This is a genomic window from Pseudomonas fluorescens NCIMB 11764 (genome assembly GCF_000293885.2).
Classification (GTDB): Bacteria; Pseudomonadota; Gammaproteobacteria; order Pseudomonadales; family Pseudomonadaceae; genus Aquipseudomonas; species Aquipseudomonas fluorescens_B.
This window is the reverse complement of sequence record NZ_CP010945.1, coordinates 4,057,625-4,070,811: the sequence shown is the minus strand read 5'-3', so window position 1 is coordinate 4,070,811 and position 13,187 is coordinate 4,057,625. Positions and strand designations below refer to the sequence as shown.

Below are 13,187 nucleotides of genomic sequence, written 5' to 3'. Positions count from 1 at the left end.
TTTGTATTTATTTATCACTTGATAAACAATACGACCTGACGAAATTGAAGGCAATAGCTGGAGGATCAAATTTTCGCAGGACTGACCGGAACGACGTCGCGGCGTCGCTGAAAGAGAACACGCTTCAGGCGTTGGGAAAGGGCTTTTGCAGGGCAAACAGACGCGATAACGACCCTCGCCACCCGCTCAGCTGAAGGCTGAAACAGGTGATGAGCGGTCGACAAAAAAGAGGGTCGAAGCAGGAGATCAGGGGGCAGGAAAAGGGGAACAATTCACTCGGACCGAAGCCGATCAATTCTCGCCGAGGTCGTTATCGAGTTGCTGCAGAACGTGGGGACTGCCGTTAAGGAACGCATCGACCATCTGCTCGATCTGCGCATCAATGTCCTCAGTCACTGGAAGATCGTAAATCCATTTGCGCACGCCGATATAGAAAATGCTGGCATGCAAACTCCAGATCAGCTCAAGCTCTTTTTCATTGATCGTTTCACCTGAGGACGGCGCCAATCCATGAGCATGGCGAATTTCTGCAATGACAGGAATGAAGACGCGCTCACGCAATTTAGCCAGATACCGATCGTTGATGCCTTCACGTGTCAGCCCGGCGAATACGAAGATACGAATCCATTCTCGCCGCAGAATCACGCTTGCGTATGAAGTATAGAAACGAACCAGGCGAGGCTGCAGGGGTTCCGAACGATCCTTGATGATCGCCTCCCACTCGGTATCCCACTGATAGACCTCCTCGTAGACACGGTCTATCAAGGCCTCTTTGCTAGGAAAATATCGATAGAGCAAGGGTTGGGTAACGTCAAGTTGTCGCGCCAGCTCACGGGTACTCCCCGAGAATCCGCACGTTGCAAAATGCTCGATGGCTTTCTGCACAATCTGCTTTTCCCTGACCTCTGGCGAAAGGCGTCGAGTCGTCGACTTGACGAGGCCTTCGGAGTCGGCTGATTTTCCAGGCTCTTTCTCGTCCACATTTTTTGAGTCTTGCATAACGCCTCACTAGAGCTTCATCGAGGCATCATACAAAACAAAAGAATGCGCTGGCTATGAACCCGATTTATCAGGCGCAATCAGCTCTGCGACAAGCCTTCAGGCCCCAGCAATTCGCTGATGAAATCGATAAACGCATTGACGCGCCGGGAGCCACGATGATTGGGGAGATACAGCGCAGAGATGGCCGAACTCGCATCGTTAGGATTGACAACAAATGACTCGAACAACGACGTCAATTGACCACCCCCAATATCATCATCGACGAGCCAGTCAGGTAACAAAGCCACCCCGCCGCCCGCCAGCGCGACCTCCCGCAAAACCTCCGCATTGTTGCTCTTAAAGCGCCCCTCCACGGGTACCCGAGTCTCTTCACCGTCGTTCAGGAAAGTCCAGACCTGTTGCTTTGGGCCGTAACTGAAGCGCATGCATTCATGCCGCAAGAGGTCCATGGGATGTTCAGGGAAGCCATGGGTCTTCAGGTACTCAGCATTGGCAACCACCCGACGTCTGAAATGGCCGACGGGACGACTGACGACACCATCCATCGCTGCTGCCGAGCCCAATCGGATCGACAGATCGACGCGCTCGCCCAGCAATTCGACAATGTCGTCAGACAGCGTCATGTCCAGCACGAGTTGCGGGTAACGCTTCAAAAACGAGGCGATATGAGGCGCAATCAGACGACGTCCAAACGCCACCGGGACGGAAATACGAAGATGCCCTGCGGGCACTTCCCCACGGTCAGTCACTGAAGCATCCGCTTCGGCTACTGCGCTCAATACCTCCCGCGCTTTCAAGTAGTAGGCGGCCCCGGCATCTGACAACGATATCTGACGCGTGGAGCGGTTAAGCAAAACCGCCCCCAGTTCCGCCTCCAGCCCATCGATCATCCGGGTCACGGAAGACGTCGCCAGGCCCAACTGCCGAGCGGCAGAAGAAAAGCCCTTCGAGTCCACAGCCTGGACGAACATCTTCAACGCGAGCAACTTGTCCATGACACTCCTTGACTGCTGCGGAGTCTCATTGAGCCTGCCCGGCTCGACGAGAAACCATCGAAAAGGCGACCAGAGCGATCAGTGACAAAGCGCTACCCACCGCTGCAACAGCCAACCAGCTGGCGTGTTCATAAAGCGAACTGGCCACCGAGGAACCGATTGCGCCGCCAATGAAGATACTGATCATGTACAACGCATTCAGACGACCTCTGTTCGCCGTGCCCAGGGCGTAGACGGCACGTTGGCCCAGCACCATGTTCATCTGCACCGCAAAATCCAGCGCGATACCGGTAACCGCCAAACCAATCACACCGTAAAGGGGATTGATGAAGGCCGGTAGGAAGCTCACAACGCCCAACACCATGGCCAACTGTGAGGCACGTCGAGTGTGTCCGGCATCAGCGAGTCGACCGCTTATAGGCGCGGCGACTGCACCGATGGCGCCAACCAGGGAGAACATCGCGATCTGACTTTGCGTGAGGCCAAACTCACGGCTCAATACCAGCGGCACCGCAGTCCAGAACAAACTGAACGCCGCAAACATCAGCCCCTGATAAAGCGCACGCTGACGCAATACCGGCTCGCGGCAAAACAGTTGCCCAAGGGACATCAGCAGTTGACCGTACGACGCCCGATGGGCCGGCTGCCACTTGGGCATGGTCATGGCGATCACGATGGAGATGATGAGCATCAAGGCAGCCGCCCCGATAAACACGGCTCGCCAGCCGAAATGATCAGCCACCAGGCTCGACAGCGGCCGCGCAAGCAGAATCCCTAGCAGCAAGCCCCCCATGATCCCGCCAACCACCCGGCCGCGAGATTCTTCCGGAGCCAGATGCGCAGCCAACGGGATAAGCATTTGCACGGAGACCGAGCTGAAACCGATGAGTGCCGAGACGACAAGAAACACGCTCGGCTGCTTGGCCAGACCGGCGGCGACCAGGCTGAAGATCGTAATCACGATCGTCGCGATCATCAGTCGGCGGTTTTCTACCAGGTCCGCCAAGGGCACCAGGAAAAACAATCCGAGTGCATAGCCAATCTGAGTCAGCGAAACAATAAAGCTCGCGCTGCCATTCGACATGCCGATATCCGGGGCGATCAAGCTGATGATCGGTTGTGCGTAATAGATGTTGGCCACGATGGCTCCGCAACAAAACGCGAACAGAAGCACCAGCCCTCTGGTCATTGAAGTTTTTTGTATCGTCGTTGCTGTACTACTTGTAGAAGCGCCCATTCCATAAACTCCTGAGATTCGACAGCGGTGACTCTCCAAGGAAAGATCACTCGCATTGATGTTTGTCAGGTCAACAAAATAGGCGGCACTCCCCCTCCAGAGAATATGGGCAGGACGCAACGTCATGTTGCGTCAAGCGCAAAAGACCCCGGGCCTGGTCAACGTTTCCTCTTGGGTCAATGACACGACAGGTTCTTCCACCGCCGTTTACCGGCCATCGACAAGCCGTTCGGGATGAGCGTAGACTACTATTGATCGATCGATCATTAATAATTTTTTGACGACGGGAGACCTTTCAGTCTCTCCAGACCCAACGGCTTCAACCCAAAAACACCCCCGCCTTTTACGCGACGTTTAGCCAGCCTTGGCCGAAATAAAAAGGGCTGGAAAACAATAAAATCTCTTGAGTGAGGTGAAACTCATCGTGATGCTAAGTCTTCGCAGCAAAATCATTCTTCTGACGATCATCCCTGGCCTTTTGCTGGCTGCAGTGATCAGCGGTATCACCTTTTGGGTTTTGCAAAAGCTGGCATCCGAGGAAGTCGAGCAGACGCGCGACCTCTTGATCAATGAGCGAAAAACTTCGCTCAAGCACTATATGGAAATTGCCCAGGCATCGATTCAGCCGATCTACGACGCTTCCGGATATGGGGATTCCAACGCTCGGGATCAGGCCGTCAAGATTCTGCGTACGCTGAGTTTTGATAAACAAAACTACTTTTACGGCTACGACTCTTCGTCTGTTCGCGTGTTCTCCGCCAATCTGAACACCGATATCGGCAAGAGCTTTGTCGATAGCAAAGATGCCGACGGCGTATACGTCATTCGGGGGCTGGTTGAAGCGGCCAGGACGGGCACTCATTTTTTCCGCTATCAATGGCAAACACCCAGCAGCCCGAAACCTACACCCAAGCTCGGCTACACCGTTTACTTGGATAAATGGGACCTGATCGTGGGTACCCAGGTGAACCTGGACGATCTTGAGGTTCAGGTGCAGGCCATCGCCAGCGAGCGCTATAAGCGAATCGGCCAGCACACCACGTACATCCTTTTCCTCGCCGTTTGCGTGCTGCTATTCGTGGCGCTGATTGGCATTTGGCTAGGCAACAGCATTGTGAGACCTGTGCTGGCCATCAAGAAGAAACTGGACGACATCGCCGCTGGAGATGGCGACCTCACACACCGCTTGCCCGTTTCGAGCAACGATGAGCTGGGCGATTTGGCTCACTCGTTCAACTTGTTTGTGGAAAAAATTCATAGCCTTGTACGTCAGATCGCTGAGATGACCGGGCAATTGACTGCACTGGTCGAAGAGATGTCGGCCCAGGCACAACGGTCAGAGCAGGCCATGGATCGTCAGCGCCAGGAGACCGATCATGTGGCGACAGCCATACATGAAATGTCCACGGCTGCGCATCAGGTTTCCGTCAGTGCCCAAAGTGCTTCGCTCGCAGCACGGGAAACCAGCGATGTGGGTGGGCAGGCAAGGGATGTCGTCAACAGGAGCATCGAAAGCATTCATTCGTTGATTGAGGAAATCGGCCAAAGCAGCGCGTCCCTGGACAGCCTGAACAAGGATGTACAGTCGATAGCCGGTGTCGTTGACGTCATTCGTTCTATCGCGGAGCAAACCAATCTATTGGCTTTGAACGCCGCCATTGAAGCAGCACGGGCCGGCGATGCGGGTCGTGGTTTTGCGGTGGTCGCTGACGAAGTCAGGGCCCTGGCCAGCCGTACGCAGAAAAGCACTCAGGAAATCCATGGGATGATCAGCCTGCTGCAAAAAGGTACTCAAGGCGCCATGATCACAATGGGCCGCTCCAGCGACACAGGCCGGACAACGGGGGAGCTGGCAAACCGGGCGGGAATGTCGCTGGACGCCATCAGCCAACTGATCGACACCATCAATGACATGAACGCTCAGATCGCCAGCGCGTCCGAAGAGCAAAACGCCGTGGCCGAAGAAGTAAACCGCAGTATGAGTCACATCTCACAGGCGGCTGACGTAGTCGCCGGTGACGCCAAGAATGGCGCACAAACCTCCAGAAGTCTCACGGATCTGGGGAGTCGACTGGGTCGTCTGGTTGGCCAGTTTCGTATTTAGATTCTGGCCTGCCATACACGCAATCGGGTCGATCAGGCGAGCGCAACAGGACAACTGCACGCTCGCCTGTCACGCTCAGTGGGGCGCGCGAGGGATGGTCTTGAGCAGGTCTTCGGGGCTGATGTGACCGACGATCGGTTCCATGACGCTGCCCGGTTGCGGCAGATCGAGGATGTGTCCCTTGATCTTGCCGATGACGTGCATCTCGCAAGGCTTGCAGTCGAACTTCAGCGTCAGCACCTCGTCACCGTGCACCAGTTGCATTGGCGCGACCTTGGTGCGCACACCGGTGACGCCTTTGGCTTGCTTGGGGCAAAGGTTGAAGGAGAAACGCAGGCAGTGCTTGGTGATCATCACCGGCACTTCGCCGGTTTCCTCGTGGGCCTCGAAGGCCGCGTCGATCAGCTTCACGCCATGTCGGTGATAGAAGTCGCGGGCCTTCTGGTTGTAGACGTTGGCCAGGAACGACAGGTGCGATTCCGGGTACACCGGCGGCGGGTTGGTTTCGGCCTTGCGGCCTCCCCGTGGGTGGGCCAGCAGGCGGGCCGCGGTCAATGCTTCGATCACTTCGCGGCGCAAGGCCTTGAGCTGCGAATTGGGGACAAAAAACGCCTGGGGCGCATCCAGTTCAATGGCGGTGGCGTGGTAGTCGGTGGTGCCCAGTTGACCGAGCAAGTCACGCAGTTGCTCCAGGGCCTGCTCCGGCTTGTTGGCCAGACCGAACGGGCCGTCCAGGGAAACGCTGGCGCTGACGCCCTCCTCGCTGGTGGCGGTGAGTTGCAGGCGCTGTTCGTCCAGCCGTGCGACCCAGGTCAGGCCGATACGACGTTCGGCAGACGTCTTCTGCAAGGCTTGCTGCCAGTTATGGTCCAGGTTGCGGCTCAGTGGATGGTTGGGCCGCAGCTTGTACATGCCTTCCGGCATCTCGTTGGGCTCGACGCGGTAGCGATAGCGCTTCTGGCCCTCTTCGTCGAACTCTCCCCTGGGCTCCGCGATATTGGCGCGGAATCCCACCACCTCGCGCTTGATCTGCACATTGAGGCCATCGCCGTTGGACAACGGTTCGAAGGTCACCACCTGCAAGTCGCGCTTGCCAACCTTCTCCACCACGCCCACCGGCAAGCCGGTGAAGGTCGGTGAATCGAAGGCGCCGATGTCGACCTTGCGCTCGCTGACGAAGTAGTCGGTGCTGCCACGGTGGAAGGTCTTGTCCGGGTCGGGCACGAAGAAGTGCGCCGTGCGGCCACTTGAAGCGCGGGCCAGGTCCGGACGGTCTTCGAGAACATCGTCCAGGCGCTGGCGGTAGTAGGCCGTGATGTTCTTCACATACCCCATGTCCTTGTAGCGCCCTTCGATCTTGAACGAGCGAACGCCGGCTTCCACCAACGCGCGGATGTTGGCGCTCTGGTTGTTGTCCTTCATCGACAGCAGGTGTTTTTCATAGGCAACGACGCGGCCCTGGTCGTCCTTGAGGGTGTACGGCAAACGGCAGGCCTGGGAGCAGTCGCCACGGTTGGCACTACGGCCGTTCTGTGCGTGGGAAATATTGCACTGGCCGGAGAACGCCACGCACAGCGCGCCATGAATGAAGAACTCGATCGCCGCGTCGGTCTCGTCGGCGATGGCGCGAATCTCTTGCAGGTTAAGCTCGCGGGCGAGTACCAGTTGGGAGAAGCCCGCCTGGTCAAGGAACTTGGCTCGCGCCAGGGTGCGGATGTCGGTCTGGGTGCTGGCGTGCAGCTCGATCGGCGGGATATCCAGCTCCATCACGCCCAGGTCCTGGACGATCAACGCATCGACACCGGCATCGTACAGTTCGTGGATCAGCTTGCGGGCCGGCTCCAGTTCATTGTCATGCAGGATCGTGTTGAGGGTGGTGAACACCCGGGCGTGGTAGCGACGGGCGAATTCCACCAGCCCGGCGATTTCACTCACCTCATTGCAGGCGTTGTGGCGGGCGCCGAAGCTTGGGCCACCGATATACACGGCGTCGGCACCATGCAGGATGGCTTCGCGGGCGATGCTCACGTCACGGGCGGGACTGAGCAGCTCCAGGTGATGTTTAGGTAGAGACATGTTTTTTTATCTGGTTTGTCACGGTCGAGGCACGCATTGTAGCGGCGAAACACTCGACCGGCACCCGTGACCTACCGAGTGATGACCGCTGGCAATAGAGCCCATACGCCATCAATCATCCAGCGTTCTTATCCCTCAACCGAAATTCAACTACTGGGGCGTCAAGGTGTAGTGATAGTGCACCTTTCCGGAAACTGGATACACCAGCCAATAATCGTCATTGTCCTTCATCAGTCGATAGCACTCTTTGCGGATTTTGGGGGATGTAAAACAAATCACGCCGTCCTTGGTTGTCCAGCGTTCTGTTTCTGGAGGATATCCCTCAAGCGCAAAAATTTCGGTGCCATCTGCATTGAAGCTCAATGAATAGGGCAATCCGGCCTTGCCGATATTGTTCAGTTTGTGGCCGATCAGCGTGCTGTGGATCTGAGCATCGTCAAGTGCCACGGCTGTCGGGGTGACGGGCTTGATGACGGGTTCGGGCTTGGAGGCGCAACCGCCCAAGGCAATGGCGATGACCAAGCAGTACAGCGTCTTTCGGTTCATGTTGCACCTCAGGATGACTCGGGCATGGAGGCGGTAGATGAAGCTTAGGCAATGACGACGGGAATGTTTATTTTCAGAACAAAAAACCTCCGCGTTTGGCAGAAACGGGAAGAAGCCCGAAAAAGAAAGGGAACTGGCACTAAGCCACTAATGTCGGAGCCGCATCACCTGGAGAAATGGCTGATGCGCTCTCGGCATTTTGAAATCACTTACTGTTTGAATGGCTCGCGCCGAATGTTCGTCCAGCCGGACGTACACATGACCGATGAAGATGCGTGGTACTACGCGTGTCTGCACGCGGGCGTGGGCCTTTTGTATGGGGAAGACGTGGCTCAGCAAAATGGTGCGCAACTGCGCGGACACGCTGAAAAGTCCGGTTTGACGCACGTCAAATGGGAAGAGTTGCCGTAATTACGCCTAGCGATATGCGAATTCCAGACCAGAAAGAAAAAAATCACAACTGCCCGCTACGCTCGAATCACCACGTTTTCCCCCACCCCATAAAGGTAAATACCATGCCTTTCTATCTGGGGTCCGCGCCTGGGCGCAGAATTATCGGACCTTGACCGGACGGGTTTGATGGTGGCGATGATCGGTGCCGCGATCTTGCTGCTTGTGGGCCTTGGTTTGTCCTTTCACCTGAAACTCTGGCAAGCGCTCACGGAAATCATCTATGACAAAGTCCACTTGAAGTTGCCGCCTCCCCTGCTGTGCCTGCTGACCTGCTTCGCTGTATTGGGCGGCATCTATGGGTGGCTGAATAACCACTATCCGGCCGACAGTATTATTTTCAAGGATAAGCCCTGGACGCTTGGGGAGATCAAACAGCGACTGGAGACAGTGTCAGGGGTGGATATTCAACTGAAAGGAGACGTGGCGAGTTTTACCATTGATAGAAGGATAAGCGGGGCCTGCGCGGCTGATGTGCTGAAAGCGATTTGTGACCATTACCGGGATCAACTGATTTGTCGCAATGAGCCCGCGCGAACCATTATCGAACGTAAACCCTGAAAGTTGCTGCATACAAAACAACTGTGGGAGCTAGCCTGCTAGCGATGGCGGACTGTCAATCAACAATGATGTTGAATGTTCAGCCGTCATCGCTGGCAGGCTAGCTCCCACAGGGATTGCTGTTAAGCCGACAACCGGGTCAACAGCACTTCGGCCCGGCCTTGCTGCCGTAACGAGCTTCCTGGCGCTCCCGGAAGAACACCTCGTAACTCATCACCGGCTTGTCCGGGTGTTTGCTCTGCATGTGCTCGACGTAGTTGTCGTAGTCGGGCATGCCGACCATCAGGCGCGCGGCCTGACCGAGGTATTTACCGAGGCGACTCAGGTCATTGAACATGTTCGCAATCCTCGATCAAGCGTCCGGTATGGCCTGGAATGGCGCTTCTTTATCCGTGCGTTCCTTGGTACCCCAGGCGGCGATACCGACCTTGAGGGCAAAGAACAGGATGCTGAAGACTACGAACAGGAACAGCGCGGTCAGCGTTGCGTTGGTGTACGCGTTGTAGATCACGTGCTGCATCTGCTCGATGCTTTTGGCCGGGGCAAGCACCTGACCGTTGGCCAGTGCATCGCTGTATTTCCTGGCCAGCGCGAGGAAACCGATGGCCGGATTGGCATCGAACAGCTTGATGAAGCCTGCGGTAACGGTGCAGATCAGCAGCCACACCGCCGGCAGCATGGTGACCCAGACGTAGCGTTGGCGTTTCATTTTGATCAGTACGACGGTCGCCAACATCAGCGCGATACCAGCCAGCATCTGGTTGGAGATACCGAACAGCGGCCACAAGGTGTTGATGCCGCCCAGCGGATCGATCACGCCCTGGTACAACAGGTAACCCCACATCGCCACACAACCGGCGGTGGCGATCAGGTTGGCGGTCCAGGAATCAGTGCGCTTCAGCGCCGGCACGAAGGAGCCGAGCAAGTCCTGCAGCATGAAGCGTCCGGCACGGGTGCCGGCGTCCACCGCGGTCAGGATGAACAGCGCTTCGAACAGGATCGCGAAGTGGTACCAGAACGCCATGGTGTTTTCACCCGGCAGAATGTTGTGCAGGATCTGCGCGATACCGACTGCCAGGGTCGGTGCACCGCCGGCGCGGGCCAGGATGGTGGTTTCACCGATGTCCTTGGCCACCGCTTGCAGGGCTTCCGGGGTAATCAGGAAACCCCAGCTGCTGACGGTCTGCGCAACCGACACAGCGTCGGCGCCGACAATGGCCGCCGGGCTGTTCATGGCGAAGTACACGCCCGGCTCGATTACCGAAGCGGCGACCATCGCCATGATGGCCACGAAGGACTCCATCAGCATGCCGCCGTAACCGATGTAGCGAGCATGACCCTCACTCGCCAGCAACTTCGGCGTGGTGCCGGAAGCAATCAGCGCATGGAAACCCGACACCGCGCCACAGGCGATGGTGATGAACAGGAACGGGAACAGACCGCCCTTCCATACCGGCCCGGTGCCGTCGATGAATTGGGTCAATGCCGGCATTTTCAGGTCAGGCATGGTGATCAGGATGCCGATCGCCAACGCAATGATGGTGCCGATTTTCAGGAACGTGGAGAGGTAGTCACGCGGTGCCAGGATCAGCCACACCGGCAGTACCGCAGCAACGAAACCGTAGCCGATCAACATCCAGGTGATCTGGATGCCCGTGAAAGTGAAGGCCTTGGCCCAGACCGGATCGGCAGCAATCTGCCCACCGAGCCAGATCGAGCCGAGCAGCAGCAATACGCCGATGACGGAGATTTCACCGATACGACCCGGACGGATGTAGCGCATGTAAATGCCCATGAACATCGCGATCGGGATGGTCGCCATCACCGTGAAAATGCCCCACGGGCTTTCGGCCAGGGCTTTGACCACGATCAGCGCCAGCACCGCGAGGATGATGATCATGATCAGGAAGCAGCCAAACAGCGCGATGGTGCCGGGGATGCGGCCCATTTCCTCACGGACCATATCGCCCAGAGAGCGACCGTTGCGGCGGGTGGACATGAACAGGACCATGAAGTCCTGAACCGCACCGGCCAGCACCACGCCGGCAATCAGCCACAGCGTGCCGGGCAAGTAGCCCATCTGCGCCGCCAGAACCGGACCGACCAGCGGACCTGCGCCGGCGATGGCCGCGAAGTGGTGACCGAACAGTACGTGTTTGTTGGTCGGTACATAGTCCAGACCATCATTATTGAGGACAGCGGGGGTGGCTCGATTGGGGTCGAGTTGCATCACCTTGTTGGCGATGAACAGGCTGTAGTAGCGATAAGCAACGAGGTAGATGGCGACGGCTGCGACTACGATCCAGAGGGCGTTGATCGCTTCGCCGCGGCGCAGGGCCACGACACTCAGCGCAAACGCTCCCAGAACAGCCACGGCAAACCAGGCGAGGTGTTTAGCCAGACGGGGCATAGCGTGTCTCCTGCCGACAGCCAGTGACTGCGGCGGTAATTTTTATAATTGTGTCCGCTGTGCGGAGCTGGCCCAATATCCGCGCATGCCGTCCACAAATAAATCCGCGTTACTACGTACGTGGTCTCTACGTAGTTCTACGTAGAGACCACTGATCTCGCAGCTGAAATGCAATACCCCTGTGGGAGCCAGCAGGCTGGCTCCCACAGGGGTTTGTGTTTTCAACTCGCTGACTTCCCAACCACAGGTCATTCCGTCCAGCAGCGCTACTGGACGCGCATCTCTTTGGCATATGATGCCCGCCTTCGCCTAATGCCGTCCCTGTAGGAGCGAGCTTGCTCGCGATGGACTCAAGAACAACGCGTAAATCCAGCCAACACGCGTTTTCATTGACGACCTTCGCGAGCAAGCTCGCTCCTACAAAGTCCTCAGGAGCCCAGATGCAGCTCAAACACAAAATCGTCGCGCTCGGGATTCTGCCGCTGGTGCTGGCGATCGCAGTCATCTGTGCGCTGGTGATTTCCCTGAACCGTCAACTGGGCGATCAACAGGCGCAGCTGATCGAAGACAGCATTCTGGCCAGCAAGCGCGCCGAACTGAAAAACTACGTGGAAATGGCCCAGAGCCTGATCGCGCCGCTGTACGACGACGGCCACGGTGACGCGCGCGCCCAGCAGCAAGTGCTGGAAGAACTGCGCAAGCTCAGCTTCGGCATCAATGGCTACTTCTTCGTGTACGACCGCGAGGGTCGCAGCCTGATGCACGCGCGGCAATCGGATCTGGTGGGTCAGTATCTGTGGGACATGAAAGACCCGCACGGCCTGCCGGTGATCCAGGCCTTGCTCAAGAGCGCGCAATCCGGTGAAGGTTTTCAGCGCTACGCCTGGAACAAACCCTCCTCTGGCGAGGTGACCGACAAACTTGCCTACGTGGTGATGCTGGATCGCTGGGGCTGGATGCTCGGCACCGGCATCTACCTTGAAGACGTTGAACGCGCCACTCAGCAGGCCCGCGAAGAAGTGGCGATGGGCATTCGCAAAACCATGCTGGCGATTGCCGCCGTCGCCCTCGTGGCTGTGCTGTTCGTGTTTGCCAGCGGCATGACCCTGAATGTCAGCGAACACCGTCTGGCCGACAAAAAACTGCAACGCCTGACCCAGCGCATCGTCAGTTTGCAAGAAGAAGAACGCTCGCGGGTTTCCCGAGAGTTGCACGACGGCATCAGTCAGGTCCTGGTCTCCATCAAGTTCCAGTTCGAACTGGCCAGCCATGTCCTGGAGAATGGACAGGACAAAGGCTTGAGTATTTTGAGAGAGGCCACGGAGCGGCTGGGAGACGCGATTGGCGAGGTTCGCAGCCTCTCCCACGACCTGCGCTCCTCCTTGCTCGACACCCTGGGCCTGTCCGCGGCCATCGGTCAACTTGCCGAGGAGTTCGAGCAGCGCAGCGGGCTGACGGTGACCTACAACGATAACGAATTCGACTGCCACCTGGTCGATGGCGCGGCGGTCTCGCTGTTCCGCATCGTCCAGGAAGGCCTGACCAATATTGAACGCCATGCACAGGCGAAAAACGTTTCCATCAACCTGCACGGGTCTGAAGAATCCATACGGCTGACGGTGGTCGATGACGGTGTCGGCTTCAACGTCGCCCAGGTCGAACGGCGTCATGCCGGGATTGGCCTGCGCAATATCCGTGAGCGTGTCGAGCATTTTGGCGGTCGATTCGACCTGATCTCGATGCCGGGAAGAAGTGAGCTGGACGTGCTGCTGCCGATGAAAATGCCCGGCGCAAAACGCTGACCTG

Annotated in this window: 11 protein-coding genes; 4 read left to right on the top strand and 7 right to left on the bottom strand. The window is 57.4% G+C overall.

Going from position 1 to position 13,187, the window contains the following annotated elements:
- Window positions 1-291 precede the first annotated feature (291 nt).
- From B723_RS18780 to B723_RS18770, 3 genes are all read right to left on the bottom strand, one after another.
- Window positions 292-999, bottom strand: a complete 708-nt coding sequence (locus B723_RS18780; RefSeq protein WP_017339255.1) for a TetR/AcrR family transcriptional regulator — start codon at window positions 997-999, stop codon at window positions 292-294.
- A gap of 80 nt (window positions 1,000-1,079) precedes the next feature.
- Window positions 1,080-1,997 carry a LysR family transcriptional regulator gene (locus tag B723_RS18775; protein WP_017339256.1) on the bottom strand — a complete coding sequence of 306 codons (918 nt, stop codon included), beginning with the start codon at window positions 1,995-1,997 and terminating at the stop codon, window positions 1,080-1,082.
- Window positions 1,998-2,022: 25 nt separating this feature from the next.
- Window positions 2,023-3,234: an MFS transporter gene (locus B723_RS18770; protein WP_031318982.1), complete on the bottom strand. Its 1,212-nt coding sequence runs from the start codon at window positions 3,232-3,234 to the stop codon at window positions 2,023-2,025.
- 424 nt (window positions 3,235-3,658) lie between these two features.
- On the opposite strand from B723_RS18770, the gene B723_RS18765 reads away from it, so the two are divergent.
- Window positions 3,659-5,338, top strand: coding sequence for a methyl-accepting chemotaxis protein (locus tag B723_RS18765; protein WP_031318983.1), 1,680 nt, complete (start codon window positions 3,659-3,661; stop codon window positions 5,336-5,338).
- A gap of 75 nt (window positions 5,339-5,413) precedes the next feature.
- Here B723_RS18765 and B723_RS18760 read toward each other — a convergent pair whose 3' ends face one another.
- Together B723_RS18760 and B723_RS18755 are read right to left on the bottom strand one after the other, a co-directional pair.
- Window positions 5,414-7,414, bottom strand: a complete 2,001-nt coding sequence (locus tag B723_RS18760; protein WP_017339259.1) for a peptidase U32 family protein — start codon at window positions 7,412-7,414, stop codon at window positions 5,414-5,416.
- Window positions 7,415-7,564: 150 nt separating this feature from the next.
- Window positions 7,565-7,960, bottom strand: coding sequence for a hypothetical protein (locus B723_RS18755; RefSeq protein WP_017339260.1), 396 nt, complete (start codon window positions 7,958-7,960; stop codon window positions 7,565-7,567).
- Between the two features lie 51 nt (window positions 7,961-8,011).
- On the opposite strand from B723_RS18755, the gene B723_RS33990 reads away from it, so the two are divergent.
- Together B723_RS33990 and B723_RS33695 are read left to right on the top strand one after the other, a co-directional pair.
- Window positions 8,012-8,371, top strand: a complete 360-nt coding sequence (locus B723_RS33990) for a DUF6555 family protein (protein WP_338012303.1) — start codon at window positions 8,012-8,014, stop codon at window positions 8,369-8,371.
- Window positions 8,372-8,539: 168 nt separating this feature from the next.
- Window positions 8,540-8,971, top strand: a complete 432-nt coding sequence (locus tag B723_RS33695) for a hypothetical protein (RefSeq protein WP_017339262.1) — start codon at window positions 8,540-8,542, stop codon at window positions 8,969-8,971.
- Window positions 8,972-9,110: 139 nt separating this feature from the next.
- Here B723_RS33695 and B723_RS18740 read toward each other — a convergent pair whose 3' ends face one another.
- Both B723_RS18740 and B723_RS18735 read right to left on the bottom strand, forming a co-directional pair.
- Window positions 9,111-9,308 (bottom strand): YbdD/YjiX family protein, encoded by a 198-nt coding sequence (locus B723_RS18740; protein WP_017339263.1) that lies wholly within the window; start codon window positions 9,306-9,308, stop codon window positions 9,111-9,113.
- A 15-nt stretch (window positions 9,309-9,323) separates the two neighbouring features.
- Entirely contained in the window at window positions 9,324-11,381 is a 2,058-nt protein-coding gene (locus B723_RS18735) for a carbon starvation CstA family protein (RefSeq protein ID WP_017339264.1), read from the bottom strand.
- Window positions 11,382-11,821: 440 nt separating this feature from the next.
- Here B723_RS18735 and B723_RS18730 point away from each other — a divergent pair, with 440 nt between their 5' ends.
- Window positions 11,822-13,183 carry a cache domain-containing protein gene (locus B723_RS18730; protein WP_017339265.1) on the top strand — a complete coding sequence of 454 codons (1,362 nt, stop codon included), beginning with the start codon at window positions 11,822-11,824 and terminating at the stop codon, window positions 13,181-13,183.
- Window positions 13,184-13,187: the final 4 nt, after the last annotated feature.